The sequence below is a fragment of the Pseudomonas sp. PvP027 genome (assembly GCF_017833005.1).
GTDB classification, from domain to species: Bacteria; Pseudomonadota; Gammaproteobacteria; order Pseudomonadales; family Pseudomonadaceae; genus Aquipseudomonas; species Aquipseudomonas congelans.
Genome location: NZ_JAFIBK010000001.1, coordinates 1,216,905 through 1,234,055, shown reverse-complemented (window position 1 = coordinate 1,234,055; position 17,151 = coordinate 1,216,905). Strand labels below are relative to the sequence as shown.

The window sequence follows — 17,151 nt, the reverse complement described above, 5'->3', positions numbered from 1 at the left end:
ATGAGCTAACGCGTTGCTATATGCTATCGACTCAGCAGAAGCAAGCGAATGTCGCATCGAGGCTCTGAAAAGGAGCAGCAGGTGGCTGTCGCGCGAAGTGAATTGACCTTATTTCCCTATCCAAATTTGAATGTGACCAGTGCCAAATAGGCTCTCTGCCAATGGCTGCTTTGGGTCGGTTAGCGACCGTTGCTTTGGTTAGCCATCCTTGTCCTTCCACATGTGGAGGACATGTCATGAGCATTATCGCTACCCGCAGCCGTCAGCCCTGGAACAAAGGGAAATTGGTTGGACAGAAACCCCCGCTACAACTGAGAGATATCTGGGCTATCCGAGTAAGGCTTCAAATTGCAGAAAGAACTCGAGATCTGGCTCTCTTCGATCTGGCTATCGATAGCAAGCTTCGGGCTTGGGACTTAACCAAGCTCCGCGTGCGCGACGTCGCTCATGGCGAGCACGTATCATCACGAGCCATGGTTATGCAGCAGAAAACGCAGCGGCCTGTGCAATTCGAGATTACTGAACAAACACGGTCCGCTCTCGCGGCCTGGATACGTCAGGCCCAGCTACGCAGCGAGGACTGCCTTTTCCCGAGCCGACTGCATAACTCAGACCATCTATCCACTCGGCAGTACGCTCGCATCGTCAAAGGCTGGGTGGAGACCGTTGGGCTTGATCCAGCCATGTATGGTACTCATACGATGAGACGTACGAAGGCGTCACTGATCTATCGCAGGACAAAGAACCTGCGGGCGGTTCAACTGCTGCTCGGCCATACGAAGCTGGAGAGCACCGTTCGATATCTGGGTATTGAGGTCGATGACGCTCTGGAGATGGCGGAACAGACTGAGGTTTGAGGTGCATAGCGACGGTCGAGATCAGACCGTCGCTAATCGACCCAAAGCAAGCAGCCGTTAGTCAAGAGCAGGGATTAGACAAGAGTAGTCGCTCGACCTCAGCGGACCTATTCCTACCGCACGGCAACCGAACGTTAGAACTCAGGGGGAAATTTGCGCTACGGAACCATCGAGCTTACTCAGGGCAACCTCAACAACGATCATCTGTACCTGACAAGCATAATGGGGCTGTTTCCCGCCGCTTCTGTCGGTGGCAGCTCGGAAGCAAATCGCGCCTCGCAACTGCTTGAGGTTCACTCAGGCAGCGGCGCCCCCGTATTGACTGACATCGCAGATGACAAGAAAATCTTTCGTAAACGAGCGTGGGTTAGGGAATTCTTCGCTACGCATGAACTCAAAGTGGGCGACTCAGTAGTAGTGGAGCGCACTGGGACTCTTGGCCACCACGTGTACCCCAAACGTGCAGCTGAGTTCTAACAATTCATTCAAGCCGACACCGCTTAGCGGCGCGGCTTAATTCGGGTGTTAGCTAGGGAATAGTATGAGTACAGGTTTTGTTTATGTGATGATTAACCCTGCAATGCAGGGGCTAGTAAAAATTGGATTAACCAAGAAATCATCTGATGAACGTACAAAGGGGTTGAGAGGTACAGGAGTTCCAGACGACTTTATAGTTGTTTATGATGAGTTTCTTACTGATTGTAAGTTAATTGAAAAACGACTTCACAAAAGATTCGATGAATATCGTTATAAGCCAAACAGAGAGTTTTTTCAGATTCCCATTAGAGAAGCCATTCGGGGCGTAATGGAAGAATCTGTCGGGTTTGTTGTGCCTCGTGTCGGGGCGGACGGAGGTGTGGAAATTCTTCCTGATCTGAAGAAAAAATACCCAGGCTATCTAAAACCCGACTTTCACTCAATCAAGATTACGCATAGTGGTGGAGTGGTGTATCTTGAGTCTGTTCGTTATCGACATGCGGGTGTTAAGGACGAAATTGTTGAGCGAACCGATCTGAGTTTCATCGCTGAGGATTACGGCGATATGTTTCAAATTTCTAGAGATCCAACAGAAAATGCGAGATTATTTGTTCATCAGCTAGATGAATACTCAATGATTCAGTGTACAGACTTGTTCACACATGATGCGTGCGTTGATATAGCACAAAGGCACGAATACGGCTAACAAAGTGCTGCTGGACAAGTTTACCGCTGCGCTCCAAATCTCCACCGAGAATCCGCACTCTTCTAGCAGGCAGCCTACCTCGTTTTGGAGATCATTCCAGTTTTCAGGAGTGCTTGATGTGATCATTGCTCTGCTTCATAACTATAAATAGACATCAATTGGTGGATAAGCACTGCCAATTGGTGGGAAAAATTCTCTTGCAGGCAGCGCGGACAGCTCTGGGACGCGATTTCCGCGCCGACAACAGAGTTATGCTCCGACCCGGCAAGGCCTTTTGCCAGCGTATTGGCCGGATTGCACATAAGCTTTCAGACTAGGTGCTAGACAAGAGGGCGGCTTCATGCAGGAATCACTGAGGGGATTGCCACGCATAGGGGAACTTCACCAACTTTCTTAGACGCCCTTAAGTGGCTGCTTTTGGCCGATAGCAGCCCAATCACAGCAGCCAGCCACCGACCCAAGGCGGCCATGTTTAGATCTCTAACGGCCCATCAGGCGTTGATTATGGACAGGGCAGGCCAGATAGCTGCGCAGTTTTCTGGGCACTTTTTTCTACTTCGAATTTTGCTGTTGATCTAACGACGAGGCTGAAAAGATCGTCGAGCCCGCGCCGTTGATGCCACGGATTACCAATCCAGACACGATCTGTCCGCTTCTGAAAAGTGATGGCCTTCGGACTGCTTGCTTTCCCGGCTTACAGCTTCTCTGAAGCCTTCCGGCGCAAGATAAACATGCAAATACCCGGAGGGGGGTAGGGGGCTGGTGCAAAGCCGAAATGACGTGGCGTCCGCAGCCCGCTCAAACCCGACTGAACTGTGGAGCCTTCACGGGGACTGAACTTAAACCCCTTAAAGGAGCCAACCCCATGAACAGCGATCAACTCAGTCAATACGACGCCGAGCGCCTTCACCAGCGAGTAGCGGCCGAACTGGGCATTACTGCCGAAGAGCTGACCACCTGGATGATCAACGATATCGAACGCGTGACCGAAGGCGGCAAGGACGTCGGGCACATGGTGGTCTTTCGCGAGTCGACCCCTGCGCAGGTTCTCGACAAGGTTCAGCACAAACAAAGCCATTTCACGGCCATGACCGGTGTGATCGATCTGAGTTAAGTGCTGCGGGCTTTGATGTTCAAAGCCCGCAGACTCAATAGCCTGCCCCAGTTCCCGCGCCTGTCACGATCGCAATCCCGGAACTGGTGCCCAGGCGTGTAGCGCCGGCTTCGATCATCGCTCTGGCGGTGGCCACGTCACGCACTCCACCAGACGCCTTGACGCCGATGTGAGGGCCTACCACACGGCGCATCAGCGCCACATCCTCGAGCGTCGCGCCACTGCGGCTGAAGCCGGTGGAGGTCTTGACGAATGCCACACCCAAGTCGCGGCAGATCTCGCAGGCGCGCACCTTCTGTGCCTCATCGAGCAGGCAGGTTTCCAGGATCACCTTGAGCGGCACCTTGTCACAGGCCTGCAGCACCGCAGCGATATCGTCGCGGACCTCATCGAACAGGCCGTCCTTGAGCCAGCCGATGTTCAGCACCATGTCGATTTCCTGAGCGCCAGCAGCGATCGTCAGGGCTGCTTCCGACGCCTTGTTGGCACTCAGCCCGGCGCCCAGCGGAAAGCCCACCACCGCACAGACCTTCACGGCAGAGCCGGCCAGTTGTAGAGCGGCGAAAGGCACCTGGCCGGAGTTCACGCACACCGAGTAGAAGCCGTGTTCCCGGGCTTCGACGCAAAGTGTGGCAATCTGCTCTCGGCTGGCATCTGCCGCCAGCAAGGTGTGATCGATGGCCTGGGCCAGTGCAGCGGGTTCGAGTGAAGTCATCAAGGGATTCCTGTCATCAGTAAAAACACTTGGGTGGATACCCATAAGTTAAAAAATTAACACTTGGTGTTACTCTAGCGACACCTCCAACGGATTGCCGGGATGCCCATGGACGTCAAGAAAACCGACCGCATCAAACAGATTCAACAGGCCCTGCAAGATCAGAAAGCCATCCATCTGCGGGAGATGGCGGAGCTGCTCGATGTGTCCGAAATGACCTTGCGCCGCGACCTCAGCCGGCACCCCGGGCAGTTACGGCTGCTGGGCGGCTACATCACTCGCGCCCATGATGATCCTGAACCGGGGGATTACCGGGTCAGCGAGCAGGACACCCGCCATGTCGAAGAGAAGCGCCGCATCGGCAAGCTGGCCGCCACCTTCATCCGGCCCGGCGACACGGTATTTTTCGACTGTGGCACGACGATCCCCTTCGTGGTCGACTTCATCCCCGACGAGCTGGAGTTCACCGCGGTGTGCAACTCGCTCAACGTGCTGCTCAAGCTGCAGCAGAAACCCAACTGCAGCATCGTCCTGTGCGGCGGCATGTTCCACCGCAAGAACCAGGTGTTCGAGAGCCATGCTGAAACCAGCATCCTCGATGGCGTGCGCCTGACCTGGGCCTTTGTCTCGGCGGCCGGGGTCAGCCTGGACTGCGGTGTCACCTGCTTCAATTTCCACGAGGTGGAGGTCAAGCAGAAGGTCATGCGCCAGGCCCGGCAAAGCCTGCTGCTGGCCGATCACTCCAAATTCGACGCCGTACGCACTGCGCACTTCGGTGCCTTGAGCGATTTCCATTGCGTGGTCAGCGACAAGAAAATCCCGCGTAGCTACCGCGAGGCCATCGAGGCCGGCGGCGCGCAGCTTGTGCTCTAGAAGCATCACGGTTGCAGCGCACGGCGTTCGGGTGCGTTCAGGTAACCGGTGGTCACGCTGAACTCGGTGCTGGCACCGGGCGCGAGGCTGCGCACGTTGCCTTTGGCGAGTTCGGCGCGGTAGCCCTCCGGTTCGCAGGTGGCCGGCAAGATGAAGGCCGCCACCTGCTGATCAGTGTTATGCAGGATCCAGCGCGCGGCATGCTCAAATTGCCGGGGGCTGTAGCGGGTGTAGAACGCTGCGCCGTCGGGATGATCAAGGAAGAAATGCGCCTGTCCCTGAGCGTCGCTGCGCACGTCGTCGAAGAAGCAGACGATCTCCGGGTCATACAGCGCGGGCGAGTCGAGCACCTCGAGGCCGGTCGGGCCCTGGCTGAGTTCGGCGATATAGGCGCTCCAGGCCGGCGTCGGCCGCACATGGGCAGGCACGCTGGCGCGCACCCGTGTGCGCTCGCAGCCCAGGGGCTGGGTGAGGCGGGCGCCGTCGACGTAGGCGTAGTTCATGTGCGCCATGTACATCAGGTCCATGGCCTTGCCTGCCAGATTGACCACCTGCATGCCGATCTCGAACAGCCCGCTGGCCGGGCGCAGGGTGACGCTCGGGCTGGCCCGGTAATGGTCGCCGAAGCCCTGCACGTATTCACAGGTGCCGCCGAGGCGCAGATAAGCGCCGTGCTCGTCTTCGCCTGCTTGCAGCCAGGCATCGTCCATCGGCGCGCAGGGCATTTCGCCGTGCAGCGCATGATCATCCTCGGGCCCCGGGCAACCGTTGCGCAGCAGGCCGCTGTGAAACATGAAACAGCCGTAGGTGCCGATCACGCTGGCACTGGGTCGCGGCTGGGTGAACATATTGAGCATGGTCAAATCAACGCCGTCGAATTCGGCCGACCAGATCATTTGCCCCTGCCAGGGCAGGATCACCAGCTTGCCGCGGCTGTTTTCCAGTGACAGCGCCTTGACCCCGCTGGGGTAGGTCCAGGCACGCACGCTGAAATTCGCTGATTCGAGCAGCAGCCGGCTGGTCTGGTCCCAGAGCTGTGGGTAGAGCGGCAGGCGCAACGCTTCGCTACTCATTGCGCCACCGCCTTGGCCGAGCCACCCAGGACTGGTTGCGGCTGACGCATGCAGTGCACTGCGTACATCACGATGGCCACGAAGCACAGCAGCGGCACGCTATAGGCAATCTGCATGTTGCCGCCATTGGCATCGCTGAGCAGGCCCTGGAAGATCGGCATCACGCCACCGCCGACGATGCTCATCACCAGCAACGAGCCGCCGACACCGGTGTCCTCGCCGAGCCCGTCAATGGTCAGACCATAGATGGTCGGCCAGCAAGGACCGAGAAACACACTGACCCCCACGGCGGCATACACCGCGGTGATGTTCGGCACCAGGATGGTGTAGGCCAGCAGCACGATGCACAGCACGCCATACACCGCCAGAACCTTGGCAGGGTGCATTTTGCGCATCAGCAGGTTGGCGATCATCTTGCCGATAAAATAGGCGGCAAAGGTGGTCAGCAGGAACCACGAGGCACTGCGCTCGTTCATGCCGCCCATTTGCATGGCCAGGCGAATAGTAAAGCTCCACACCCCGACCTGCGCGCCCACATAGAGGAACTGCGCCAGTACGCCGAAGCAGAAGCGCGGATTGCGCCGCAGGCGGCCGAGGCTCTCGCCGATGCTCGCCCGCGGTTCGCTGACGGTACCGTTGCCCTTGCACGCGGGGAAGCGCGTGATAGCGATCAGAATGAACATCAATATGAGTACCGCGATCATCCATTTGTACGGCAGCAGGGTCGACTGGATCATCTGCAATTGTTGCGCCGCCGCATCGCTGGCGCTCATCTGGGTCAACTGTTCGCGCGTGGCGTCGGTGTCCTTGAACATCACGAAGCTGCCGACGTACACCCCGGTCATGGCGCCGAAGGGGTGGAAGGTCTGCGAGATATTCAGGCGCCGTGTGCCGGTCTCCCGCGGGCCCATCAGTGTCGAATAGGTGTTGCATGCGGTCTCGAGAAACGACAAACCGGCGGCGATGACGAACAGCGCCATCAGGAACATGCCGTACTTGGCGGTCGACGCTGCCGGAAAGAACAGGGCGCAGCCGAACAGGTACAGCATCAGGCCGATGAGGATGGTGGTCTTGTAGCTGAAGCGGCGCACCACCATTGCTGCTGGGATGGCGACGAAAAAGTAGCCCAGGTAGAACGCCGACTGGACGAAAGCGGTCTGGAAGTCGCTGAGCAGGAAGGCCTTCTTGAAGTGCGCGATCAGCACGTCGTTCATGCTCGCGGCCGCCGCCCAAAGAGCGAAGATGCTGCAGAGCAGGAGGAAGGCGAACCACGGCGTGCGGTTCAGGTAGAACCCGTCAGGGGTTTGTTGCAGCGCAGGCTTATTCATTATTGTTCTCCGCGAAATGCTGGTGAGTGTCAGCTGGCCGATGCGTCGAGGAATCGCGCAAACGTGGGCGCATCGGGGTAAGAAGATTGCGTGCCGAGGCCAGTGACCGAGCAGGCGGAGTAGGCCACCGCCTGGTGCATGGCTTGGCGGATATTGCCGTCCTGGCTCCAGTGCCGGGCGAAGCAGCCAATGAAGGCGTCACCGGCACCGGTGGTGTCACGCGCCTGAACCTTGACCCCTGGCACCTGCCACTCGCCTTCGGCGCCGACGTACAGCGCCCCTTGTTCGCCCAGGGTGACGATGACGTGGCGTACGCCCAGCGCAACCAATTGGCGTGCAGCCTGAGCCGCTTCCTCGGCGCACGTCACCGGCTGGCCGCTGATCAGTGCCAGCTCGCTCTCGTTGGGGATCAGGAAATCCAGCTGCGCCAAATGCTCGCGGCTCAGGCCGGCCAAGGCCGGGGCCGGATTGAGCAGCACCGGGATGGCATGCCGGTGAGCAAAGGCGATGGCGTGGTAAACGGTCGCCAGCTCGACTTCCAGTTGCAGCACAATCAAAGCGCAATCGCGCAGCTGCGCCTCGGCGCGGTCGATGTCGGCCGGGCTCAGGTGGGCATTGGCGCCTTTGACGATGAGGATGCTGTTGTGGGAGTTCTCCTGCACGAAGATCGGCGCCACGCCGCTCGACACGCCCGGCACCCGTTCGACGAAGCGCGTATCAATGCCCAGCTGTTGAAAATTGGCCAGGGTGGTATCGGCGAAAGCATCGTCGCCGACCTTGCTAAGCATCAGCACGTCGGCGCCCAGCAGCGCCGCGGCGGCGGCCTGATTGGCGCCCTTGCCGCCGCACCCCATGGCAAAGCGCGGTGCTTCGAGCGTTTCGCCCTGAGCAGGCATGCGTTCGATGTAAGTGATCAGATCGACCATGTTGCTGCCGATGACTGCAATCTTGCTCATTGTTGTTTTGACCTCACCAGCGCCGACGGATGCCTCGGCGGCTTTATTTATGTTATTTAAATAACATTTTCTGTGAGGATTCAATCTTTATTTTTGATGTGAGCGTGCGCTATCAAAACGCCTGTAGGGCGTTTTGGTGGCCGTTTCGGATCGGAGGCAGGGAAATCGAGCTACGGCCATCGCCGCCATATAGCCCGAAAGTCATCGCAGCAATTCGGCGTTGGGGGGGGGGCGTTTCGGGAGGTGTTGATCGAATTGCTTTGAATGGGGCTGGCCCGATAAGAGCTGTCTGTCGCGCACGGCTTCAACCAGCATGACGGCGCCATGCCTTGTATGCCCCGCACGTGAGGCGTGCCCTGAACAATTGATTCCACGGCTATTTTTTCAGACCCCAGAAACCACAAAACCCCTGAAATTCTTCAACGAATTCAGGGGTTTTGTGTGTTTCAAATATGGCGGTGAAGGAGGGATTCGAACCCTCGATACAATTTCTTGTATACACACTTTCCAGGCGTGCTCCTTAAGCCACTCGGACACCTCACCGTATCTCGACGACAACGTTGTGTCTGCCGAGGCGCGCTAATGTAGTCGAAAGCTTTTCCTAACGCAAAACTTTTTTTCAGATTTTTCATGCGCTTAAGCAAATAAACGCTTATTCGCCAGTAAAGGGCCCTGGCGGGGGATGCGGCCCTTGGGCAAAGGGCCGCTTGTGGTGGAGGCGTCAGGCGCTGAAGCCGCCATCGATGGTCAGGCTGGCACCGGTGATGTAGCCCGCTTCCGGTCCTGCGAGGTAGGCGACGAAGCTGGCGATTTCTTCGCTTGTTCCATAGCGGGGCAGGGCCATCAGCGCTTTCAGGGTCTCGGCGAATTCGCCCTGCGCCGGGTTCATGTCGGTGTCCACCGGGCCGGGCTGGACGTTGTTGACGGTGATACCTTGCGGGCCGAGGTCGCGGGCCATGCCTTTGGTCAGGCCGATCAGCGCTGATTTGCTCATGGCGTACGTGGCACCGCCCGCAAAGGGCATGCGGTCAGCGTTGGTGCTGCCGATGTTGATGATGCGGCCGCCTTCTTCCATATGTCGCGCGGCTTCCTGGCTGGCGATGAATACGCTGCGCACGTTGATGGCCAGGGTCTTGTCGAAGTCCTGCATGCTGAATTCATTGAGCGGCGCAATGGCCAGAATGCCAGCGTTATTGACCAGGATATCCAGCCTGCCAAGGGTCTCGGCAGTGGTCTGTACGGCCTGGCGGATGGCTTTTTCGTCGGCACTGTCGGCGCGAATGGCCAATGCGCGGCCGCCATTGGCGTTGATGCTGTCCTGGATCTCCAGGGCGCTGACCTCGGAGCTGACGTAGGTAAACGCCACGGCTGCGCCTTCTTTGGCCAGGCGCTGGACGATGGCCGCGCCGATGCCACGTGAGCCGCCCTGCACGAGCGCTACTTTGCCGGCGAGTTTAAGGTGTTCGATCATGATGTTCTCCTTGGGGGCAGGTCTCGGACAAGCCTGGGCCTGTCGACGATTGCGACCAGAATAGACCTTGATTGCGATAGTCTTCCTGAACCAAAAGTTCGGACTGATTCATCATGGATATTCAAGACAACAGCGCGCTGATCCTGATCGACCTGCAGGAGGGTATCAATCACCCCAGGCTCGGACGGCGCAATAACCCATTGGCCGAGACCCACATCAGCGCGCTGCTCGGCGCCTGGCGGCATTCCGGGCGGCCGGTGATCCACGTCCGGCATTTCTCGACATCACCCGAATCAGTGTTCTGGCCGCATCAGTCAGGCGTCGAATACCAGTCAGCGTTCGTGCCGCAAGCCGACGAGCGTGAGTTGAGCAAGCAGGTGCCCGACGCGTTTTGCGGGTCCTTTCTGGAAATGTGGTTGCGCTCCGACGGGATCAGGCAACTGGTGATTGCCGGTGTGGTCACCAACAACTCGGTCGAGTCCACCGCGCGCAGTGGCGGCAATCTGGGGTTTGACGTGCTGGTCGCGCACGATGCCTGTTTTACCTTCGATCAACAGGACTTCTTCGGCACGCCGCGCAGTGCCGAAGAGGTGCACGCGATGTCGCTGGCCAATCTGCATGGCGAGTACGCTACGGTCCTGTCGACGGCGCAGATTCTCCAGCAGGTTGCTGTCGAATAGGCGCCTGGCGGGCTTACTTGCGGGTTTTCTTCGGTGCAGCGGGCAGAGGGGCGAAAAGCGCTTGCAGGTCTTCGTCGCGCAATTTCCAGTCGCCGGTTGTGCGTCCATCGAGCACACCCGAGGCCAGCGCTGACTTTTCCCGCTGCAGGCGCTGGATTTTCTCCTCCACGGTGCCACGCGCGATCATCTTGTAGACGAACACCGGCTTGTCCTGGCCGATACGGTACGCACGGTCGGTCGCCTGATTTTCCGCTGCCGGGTTCCACCATGGGTCGTAGTGGATCACCGTATCGGCGGCGGTCAGGTTGAGGCCGGTGCCGCCTGCTTTGAGGCTGATCAGGAAGATCGGCAACTTGCCGCTCTGGAAGTCGTGAATCGGCGTGCGGCGATCGCGGGTCGAGCCGGTCAGCAGGGCGTAGGCGATACCGCGTTGCTTGAGCTCTTCCTCGATCAGGCTGAGCATCGAAGTGAACTGCGAGAACAACAGAATCTTGCGACCTTCGGCCAGCAGTTCTTCGAACATCTCCATCAGGCTGTTGAGCTTGCCCGAGGTGCCCTGTTTGCTGTTGACCGGCATGTCCTGGTTGACCAGGCGCAGGTCGCAGCAGACCTGGCGCAGCTTGAGCAGCGCTTCGAGAATGATGATCTGACTGCGCGCCACGCCTTTGCGGGTGATTTCGTCCCTGACCTTCTTGTCCATCGCCAGGCGCACGGTTTCGTACACATCGCGCTGCGCGTCGTTGAGGTCGACCCAGTGGATGATCTCGGTCTTGGGCGGCAGTTCGGTCGCGACCTGCTCCTTGGTGCGACGCAGCAGGAACGGCTTGATACGCGCATTCAGGTGATGCAGGCGATCCTGGTTGCCGTGCTTTTCGATGGCGGTGCGGTAATTGCTGTTGAATTCCTTGCTGTTGCCCAGCCAGCCGGGCATCAGGAAGTGAAACAGTGACCACAGCTCGCCCAGGTGGTTTTCCAGCGGCGTGCCGCTCAGGCACAGGCGCTGACGGGCATTGAGGTTGCGTGCGGCCTGGGCGGCCTTGCTGTTGGGGTTCTTGATGTACTGCGCTTCATCGAGAATCAGCACGTGGAAGGGCTGTTTTTCCAGCAGCTCCAGATCCCGTGGCAGCAATGCGTAGGTGGTCAGGATCAGGTCGTAATCCTGAAGGTTGCCTGCATCCTGATGGCGATTGGCACCGTACAGTGCCAGCACCTTGAGGTCCGGGGTGAAGTGCTCGGACTCGTCCAGCCAGTTGGGGATCAGGCTGGTCGGCATCACCGCCAGTGCCGGGCGGTCGAGGCGTCCGGCCTGTTTTTCCATCAGCAGGTGGGCCAGGGTCTGCAGGGTCTTGCCCAAGCCCATGTCGTCGGCCAGCACGCCGCCGACTTCCAGCTCGCGCAGCGACTGCATCCAGCTCAGGCCTTCCAGCTGATACGGGCGCAGCGTGGCGTTCAGGCCATCGGGCAGGCTGACCGGCGCGTCCTTGATGTTGATCAGGCGTTCGGCAAAGTGACGCAGGCGGTCGCCGCCCTGCCAGGTCAGCGGCAGGTCTTCGAGCTGGGTAAGGCGCGCCGCATCGGCTTTGCTCATGCGCAGCGCGTTGTTGCCCTCCTGACGCCAGTAGAAGTCACCCAGAGTCGCCAGTACCGGCTTGAGCCGGCCGTAGGGCAGGGCGATCTGTACCGGGCTGCCGCCGCTTTGCGTGAAGTGGTTGAGCTGCACCAGCAGTTGTTCTTCGTCGCCGCGCTTGGCCACGGCCGACGGGCTCATCAGTTCGGGATGGCTGCGAATCAGGTTGATCAGGATCGGCAGCAGGCTCAGGCGCTCGCCATTGACGATGATGCCCAGTTCCAGGTCGAACCAGTCGCGCTCGTTCTCTTCGTCGATGACCGCGTACCAGTCTTCCACCGGCGTAACGTCGAAGCCGAATTCTTCCTGAATGTCGATCTCCCAGCCTTGCTCGCGCAGGCGCGGCAGGTCGTCGAGGACAAAATGCAGCCAGGCCTTGTCATTGGGCAGTTCGTACATGTCGCCGGCGCTGTCGGGCAGCGCCTTGCTTTGTCGGGTGGCGACCTTGAAGCCCAGATCGGCCAGTTCCTGACGCAACTGCCGCTCCCGTTCGCCCTGACGACGGATGCGCAGGGTTTCGGTGTCGGTGTGTTCGATGATGTCGCTTTTCTGATTCACCAGATCGCTGCCCAGCGAACTGACCAGAATGCTGACGTTGGTGGTGCCGACCGCGTAATGCTTGCCGTAGGCAAAGGCCAGCGCGGCTCGGTGCTGAATGTGCCGCTGCATGCGTCCGTTGCGCGGCTCGTAGGCACTGAATTCGATGCTGGCCAGAATCAGCCTGGGCCGTGGCTGCAGGTCATCGATCAGGCGCTCCGGCAATCTGGGCTTCTGCTCAATAGGCTTTTCCGGCTCTTGCTGGTGCGAGGCCAGGGCGGCCTGCAGCAGCGGACGGTTGTGCGGGTCCTGCAGAAACAGCAGGGCGGCCACGCAATGTTTGCAATCGTTGCGAACCGGGCAGGTGCATTTGCAGGTCAGGTAGTTCTTGTAGCGATCGGGGTCCTTGAACAGCAGGGTCTGGGTGTAGATTTCCAGGCCCGAGCCCCGACAGGCGGTGCGGATGATCTGCGGGCTGGAGTCTTCCAGCACGATGCGTTTTTGCCGGGCGTAGTCGCGCCCTCGCTCAAGCGTTCGCTCGTGGAATAAGTCTGTCCAGGCCGCAGCCAGGACTTTTTCGAGAATGGACGACAAGTTTTAAAAAGCCCTACGCCGCAGCGATGCTCAAAAAGAAAGGGGACGCCTGGGCGTCCCTTGCGTACGTAAAGATCAAAGAGGAGAAACCTTGATCAGCAACGCGAGGTTGCCATTGTCCAGATAGGTCAGCTCACCGTTCTTTACCCTGGCAGTCTGCTTCAATCGTTCACTGCTGATGACCACGCCATGCGGGTCCAGCTGGTTGACCCAGAATTGTGCACCAATATCGGTGAAGCGTGCCATCGCCAGACTCACGGTGCCCTCGATCGGAAAATGCCCAAGCCGCTCTTCACCACTGGTGATGGCGACTTTGCCCGGCTCGGTGCCGATGCTTTGCTGCCAGGCGCGCTGCATCAGCACTTCATACTTGCCGCTGCCTTGCAGTTTGCTCGCCAGATCATTGAGGGCGGGGCTTCGTTCATCATTCGCGTCGATCTTCTGTGCGCCCTTGTCCCAGTTTTCCGGTACAAGCTGGCGGGTCGAGGCAGGTTCGCCGTTCTGGCGAAACAGCAGAATCTCGACCTGATACAGGCCATCGGCGAACGCGGTTGGCGCGATCAGCGTCAGCAGCAGGATCAATGAACGAAACAGAAGCATGCGTGAATCCTTCAAGCAGTTTTCGGGGTCAGGCGCTCAAGCAGCGCTTCGATCGTGTTGAAGCGCTCTTCCGGGCGCTCCATGGGAACCATGAATTTGAACAGCGTGGCACCTTCGAACTTGTAGCGGTTGGGCTGGCTCTGGATCAGCTTGATCAGGGTCAGTGGATCAACCGGGGTCTCGGCCGCGAATTCGATACGGCCACCTTGCGGGCCACCGTCGATTTTCCTGATGCCCAGCTGCTCGGCGTGCAATTTGAGCAGCGTGATACGCACCAGATTTTTGGTCGGTTCCGGGAGCAGGCCGAAGCGGTCGATCATTTCGACCTGCAGGTCCTTGAGGGCCTCTTCGTCAGCGGCGTTGGCAATGCGTTTGTAGAGAATCAGGCGCGTGTGCACATCCGGCAGGTAGGCTTCGGGGATCAGTGCCGGCACGCGCAGGTTGATTTCCGGTCCGCCGCCCAGCGGCTGATCGAGATTGGGCTGCTCGCCCTTGCGAATCGACTTCACCGCGCGCTCAAGCATTTCCATGTACAGGGTGAAGCCCACCGCCTGGATCTGGCCGCTCTGGCCGTCCCCGAGCAGTTCGCCTGCGCCACGGATTTCCAGGTCGTTGGTGGCGAGCACGAAGCCCGCGCCAAGGTCCTGGGTGTTGGCAATCGCTTCCAGGCGCTTTTCGGCGTCGTGGGTGATCTGTTTGCGTGGCGGGGTCAGCAGGTAGGCGTAGGCCTGGTGGTGACTGCGCCCGACGCGCCCGCGTAACTGGTGCAGCTGGGCCAGACCGAACTTGTCGGCGCGCTCGATGATGATGGTGTTGGCGCTCGGTACGTCGATGCCGGTCTCGATGATGGTCGAGGCGATCAGCACGTTGAAGCGCTTGTGGTAGAAGTCGCTCATCACCTGTTCGAGTTCGCGCTCGCGCATCTGCCCGTGGCCGATGCCGATGCGTGCTTCCGGCACCAGCTCGGCCAGATCGGCAGCGCATTTCTCGATGGTCTTGACGTCGTTGTGCAGGTAATAGACCTGGCCGCCGCGCAACAGCTCGCGCAGCAGGGCTTCCTTGATGGTCGGCTTGTTCTGCTCCATCACGAAGGTGCGCACCGACAGCCTGCGCGCCGGTGGCGTCGCGATGATCGACAGGTCGCGCATGCCAGACACGGCCATGTTCAGGGTTCGCGGGATCGGCGTTGCGGTCAGGGTCAGAATATCGACCTCGCTGCGCAGCGCCTTGAGCTGTTCCTTCTGGCGCACGCCAAACCGGTGTTCTTCGTCGATGATCACCAGGCCGAGGTTCTTGATCTTGACGTCATCCTGCAACAGCTTGTGCGTGCCGATGACGATGTCGATCTTGCCTTCGGCCAGATCGGCAACCGCGGCGTTGACTTCCTTGGCCGACTTGAAGCGGCTCATCACTTCGACGGTCACCGGCCAGTCGGCGAAACGGTCGCGAAAGCTGTTGTAGTGCTGCTGGGCGAGCAGGGTGGTTGGCACCAGAATGGCCACCTGACGCCCGCCATGCACGGCGATGAAGGCAGCGCGCATGGCCACTTCGGTCTTGCCGAAGCCCACATCGCCACAGACCAGGCGATCCATCGGCTTGGGCGCCAGCATGTCGGCGCGCACGGCATCGATGGTGGTCTGCTGATCCGGTGTCTCTTCGAACGGGAAGCCTGCGCTGAAGGTCGCGTAATCGGCTTTCGGGTCGGCAAATGCATAGCCTTCGCGGGCTGCACGACGCGCGTAGATATCCAGCAGCTCGGCCGCCACGTCACGGACCTGCTCGGCAGCCTTGCGTTTGGCTTTCTGCCAGGTTTCCGAGCCCAGGCGATGCAGCGGCGCGGTTTCGTCGTCGCTGCCGGTGTAACGGGCAATCAGGTGCAGGTTGGCGACCGGGACGTACAGCTTGGCGTCTTCGGCGTAGGCCAGCATCAGGAATTCGGCAACTTGGTTTTCGACTTCCAGCGTCGCGAGCCCGAGGTAACGACCTACGCCATGATCGATGTGCACCACCGGAGCGCCTTCGCGCAGCTCGGTGAGGTTCTTGATGACTGCGTCGTTGTTGCCGCCATCAGTGCGCTTTTCGCGGCGACGGCGTTGCATGACACGCTGGCCGAACAGCGGGCTTTCTGCGATCAGCGCCAGGGCCGGTTGCTCCAGCAGCAGGCCTTCGTCAAGCGGTGCGATGGTGATCGCCAGCCGGTCCTTGCCGTCGACGAAGTCCAGCCAGCTGTCGACGGTTTTGGGGCGCAGCTTGAGACGTTCGAGCAGCTCCAGCAGCACTTCCCGGCGTCCGGCGGACTCGGCGGTGAACAGCACGCGCCCGGGGAAGTCATCCAGAAACTTCGACAGGGCCGCCAGTGGTTGAGTGGCCTTGGCTTCGATGGACAGGTCCGGCAGGGACTGTGCGGGAAAACGCTCGCGTCCGGCACCGGCGTCGACATCCTGCTGGCTGGCGACCACGCGCGGCCAGTTTTTCAGGCGTGCGAAGCAGTCTTCCACCGGTAGAAACAATTCTGCTGGCGGCAGCAGCGGCCGGGCAGGGTCGACGCGGCGTTCTTCATAGCGGTTGCGCACGTCGTTCCAGAAGTTCTCTGCAGCCTGTTCGATGCCCGGCAGGGAAAACACCTGGGTGTCCTGCGGCAGATAGTCGAACAGCGTCGAGGTTTCCTCGAAGAACAGCGGGATGTAGTACTCGATGCCGGCAGGCGTGATGCCGCTGCTCAAGTCCTGGAAAATCGGGCTGCGCCGGAAGTCCACGTCGAAGCGCTCGCGAAAGCGCGCCTTGAAGCGTGTGACTTCTTCTTTTTGCAGCGGGAATTCACGGGCAGGCAACAGGCGTACCGACTCGACTTTGTCGATGGAGCGCTGGGTGTCCGGATCGAAGGTGCGCAGCGTTTCGATTTCATCGTCGAACAGGTCGATACGAAACGGCAGCTTGCTGCCCATCGGGAACAGATCGATCAGCGCCCCGCGCACGGTGAACTCGCCGTGTTCGTAGACCGTGTCCACATACCGGTAGCCGCTGGCTTCCAGGCGCGTACGCATGGCGTCCACATCGAGCTTCTGGCCGACATCCAGCACCAGGCTGCTGCCGAGCAGAAATTTGGTCGGCGCCAGCCTGTGTAGGGCGGTCGTGATGGGGACTACCAAAACGCCATGTTCCAGTTCCGGCAGGCGATAAAGGCTGGCAATGCGCTGCGAAATGATGTCCTGGTGCGGCGAAAACAGATCGTAGGGCAGGGTTTCCCAGTCCGGGAAGTGCAGAACCGGCAGCGTGGGGGCAAAAAACTTCAGCTCTTGCTCGAGCCGCTCGGCGCTTTGGCTGTCGGCGGTCAGGAGCAGGGTGAAGCGCTTGGCCGCGCTGGCGGCTTCGGCAATGGCCAGGCTCAGTGTGGCACCGGGAAGATTGCCCCAGTGTTGTTTGCCTGCAGCGGCAGAAAGATGCGGTAGACGCAGAACTGGCACGGGAAGGTCGGGCTCCAGGCGTTGCAACAGGGGCGGCGATTGTAACGGGGGAAGGTGGTGGCTGTCAGTTTTCCGGAGT

The 17,151-nt window shown here is 59.7% G+C and carries 14 protein-coding genes, 1 tRNA gene and 1 pseudogene; 7 read left to right on the top strand and 9 right to left on the bottom strand.

What is annotated here, in order from left to right; translation table 11 throughout:
- Nucleotides 1-236 precede the first annotated feature (236 nt).
- From JOE33_RS04740 to JOE33_RS04725, 5 genes and pseudogenes are all read left to right on the top strand, one after another.
- Complete coding sequence (locus JOE33_RS04740; RefSeq protein WP_187626041.1) at nucleotides 237-857, top strand: tyrosine-type recombinase/integrase; 621 nt, start codon at nucleotides 237-239, stop codon at nucleotides 855-857.
- Nucleotides 858-1,010: 153 nt separating this feature from the next.
- Nucleotides 1,011-1,334: a hypothetical protein gene (locus JOE33_RS04735; protein ID WP_187626040.1), complete on the top strand. Its 324-nt coding sequence runs from the start codon at nucleotides 1,011-1,013 to the stop codon at nucleotides 1,332-1,334.
- 64 nt (nucleotides 1,335-1,398) lie between these two features.
- On the top strand, nucleotides 1,399-2,040 hold the full coding sequence (locus tag JOE33_RS04730) for a GIY-YIG nuclease family protein (RefSeq protein ID WP_187626039.1): 642 nt from the start codon (nucleotides 1,399-1,401) through the stop codon (nucleotides 2,038-2,040).
- A gap of 662 nt (nucleotides 2,041-2,702) precedes the next feature.
- Nucleotides 2,703-2,795, top strand: a pseudogene (locus JOE33_RS25725) (DUF1206 domain-containing protein); the annotation flags it as partial.
- A gap of 110 nt (nucleotides 2,796-2,905) precedes the next feature.
- Nucleotides 2,906-3,154, top strand: a complete 249-nt coding sequence (locus JOE33_RS04725; protein ID WP_187626168.1) for a hypothetical protein — start codon at nucleotides 2,906-2,908, stop codon at nucleotides 3,152-3,154.
- A 34-nt stretch (nucleotides 3,155-3,188) separates the two neighbouring features.
- Here JOE33_RS04725 and deoC read toward each other — a convergent pair whose 3' ends face one another.
- Complete coding sequence (deoC, locus tag JOE33_RS04720) at nucleotides 3,189-3,869, bottom strand: deoxyribose-phosphate aldolase (protein ID WP_187626169.1); 681 nt, start codon at nucleotides 3,867-3,869, stop codon at nucleotides 3,189-3,191.
- A 108-nt stretch (nucleotides 3,870-3,977) separates the two neighbouring features.
- On the opposite strand from deoC, the gene deoR reads away from it, so the two are divergent.
- Nucleotides 3,978-4,742 carry a DNA-binding transcriptional repressor DeoR gene (gene deoR, locus JOE33_RS04715; protein ID WP_187626178.1) on the top strand — a complete coding sequence of 255 codons (765 nt, stop codon included), beginning with the start codon at nucleotides 3,978-3,980 and terminating at the stop codon, nucleotides 4,740-4,742.
- 5 nt (nucleotides 4,743-4,747) lie between these two features.
- Here the strand turns inward: deoR and JOE33_RS04710 are convergent, their stop codons facing one another.
- The 5 genes from JOE33_RS04710 to JOE33_RS04690 form a co-directional block, all read right to left on the bottom strand.
- On the bottom strand, nucleotides 4,748-5,815 hold the full coding sequence (locus JOE33_RS04710; RefSeq protein ID WP_187626170.1) for an aldose 1-epimerase family protein: 1,068 nt from the start codon (nucleotides 5,813-5,815) through the stop codon (nucleotides 4,748-4,750).
- The gene (gene fucP, locus JOE33_RS04705) at nucleotides 5,812-7,143 is read right to left on the bottom strand and encodes an L-fucose:H+ symporter permease (protein WP_054993709.1); all 1,332 of its coding nucleotides are present in this window, start codon (nucleotides 7,141-7,143) and stop codon (nucleotides 5,812-5,814) included. The genes JOE33_RS04710 and fucP overlap by 4 nt, the downstream gene beginning before the upstream one ends.
- Before the next feature lie 29 nt (nucleotides 7,144-7,172).
- Entirely contained in the window at nucleotides 7,173-8,099 is a 927-nt protein-coding gene (gene rbsK, locus JOE33_RS04700; RefSeq protein WP_187626171.1) for a ribokinase, read from the bottom strand.
- 453 nt (nucleotides 8,100-8,552) lie between these two features.
- A tRNA-Ser gene (locus tag JOE33_RS04695) sits at nucleotides 8,553-8,642 on the bottom strand.
- A 178-nt stretch (nucleotides 8,643-8,820) separates the two neighbouring features.
- Complete coding sequence (locus tag JOE33_RS04690) at nucleotides 8,821-9,570, bottom strand: 3-oxoacyl-ACP reductase family protein (protein WP_096101178.1); 750 nt, start codon at nucleotides 9,568-9,570, stop codon at nucleotides 8,821-8,823.
- A 113-nt stretch (nucleotides 9,571-9,683) separates the two neighbouring features.
- On the opposite strand from JOE33_RS04690, the gene JOE33_RS04685 reads away from it, so the two are divergent.
- Nucleotides 9,684-10,250: a cysteine hydrolase family protein gene (locus JOE33_RS04685; RefSeq protein WP_209924040.1), complete on the top strand. Its 567-nt coding sequence runs from the start codon at nucleotides 9,684-9,686 to the stop codon at nucleotides 10,248-10,250.
- 13 nt (nucleotides 10,251-10,263) lie between these two features.
- On the opposite strand, the gene JOE33_RS04680 is transcribed toward JOE33_RS04685, so the two are convergent.
- From JOE33_RS04680 to mfd, 3 genes are all read right to left on the bottom strand, one after another.
- Nucleotides 10,264-13,008: a DEAD/DEAH box helicase gene (locus JOE33_RS04680; protein WP_096243341.1), complete on the bottom strand. Its 2,745-nt coding sequence runs from the start codon at nucleotides 13,006-13,008 to the stop codon at nucleotides 10,264-10,266.
- A gap of 75 nt (nucleotides 13,009-13,083) precedes the next feature.
- Nucleotides 13,084-13,608 (bottom strand): CsiV family protein, encoded by a 525-nt coding sequence (locus tag JOE33_RS04675; protein ID WP_122528719.1) that lies wholly within the window; start codon nucleotides 13,606-13,608, stop codon nucleotides 13,084-13,086.
- A gap of 11 nt (nucleotides 13,609-13,619) precedes the next feature.
- Nucleotides 13,620-17,072 carry a transcription-repair coupling factor gene (gene mfd, locus JOE33_RS04670; protein WP_096101174.1) on the bottom strand — a complete coding sequence of 1,151 codons (3,453 nt, stop codon included), beginning with the start codon at nucleotides 17,070-17,072 and terminating at the stop codon, nucleotides 13,620-13,622.
- Nucleotides 17,073-17,151: the final 79 nt, after the last annotated feature.

Bases quoted from the DNA above. Each gene is read 5' to 3' on its own strand.
- JOE33_RS04710 (WP_187626170.1), bottom strand. From the start codon at position 5,815: ATGAGTAGCGAAGCGTTGCGCCTGCCGCTCTACCCACAGCTCTGGGAC.
- JOE33_RS04685 (WP_209924040.1), top strand. From the start codon at position 9,684: ATGGATATTCAAGACAACAGCGCGCTGATCCTGATCGACCTGCAGGAG.
- JOE33_RS04675 (WP_122528719.1), bottom strand. From the start codon at position 13,608: ATGCTTCTGTTTCGTTCATTGATCCTGCTGCTGACGCTGATCGCGCCA.
- JOE33_RS04740 (WP_187626041.1), top strand. From the start codon at position 237: ATGAGCATTATCGCTACCCGCAGCCGTCAGCCCTGGAACAAAGGGAAA.
- deoR (WP_187626178.1), top strand. From the start codon at position 3,978: ATGGACGTCAAGAAAACCGACCGCATCAAACAGATTCAACAGGCCCTG.
- JOE33_RS04690 (WP_096101178.1), bottom strand. From the start codon at position 9,570: ATGATCGAACACCTTAAACTCGCCGGCAAAGTAGCGCTCGTGCAGGGC.
- JOE33_RS04730 (WP_187626039.1), top strand. From the start codon at position 1,399: ATGAGTACAGGTTTTGTTTATGTGATGATTAACCCTGCAATGCAGGGG.
- fucP (WP_054993709.1), bottom strand. From the start codon at position 7,143: ATGAATAAGCCTGCGCTGCAACAAACCCCTGACGGGTTCTACCTGAAC.
- JOE33_RS04725 (WP_187626168.1), top strand. From the start codon at position 2,906: ATGAACAGCGATCAACTCAGTCAATACGACGCCGAGCGCCTTCACCAG.
- deoC (WP_187626169.1), bottom strand. From the start codon at position 3,869: ATGACTTCACTCGAACCCGCTGCACTGGCCCAGGCCATCGATCACACC.
- rbsK (WP_187626171.1), bottom strand. From the start codon at position 8,099: ATGAGCAAGATTGCAGTCATCGGCAGCAACATGGTCGATCTGATCACT.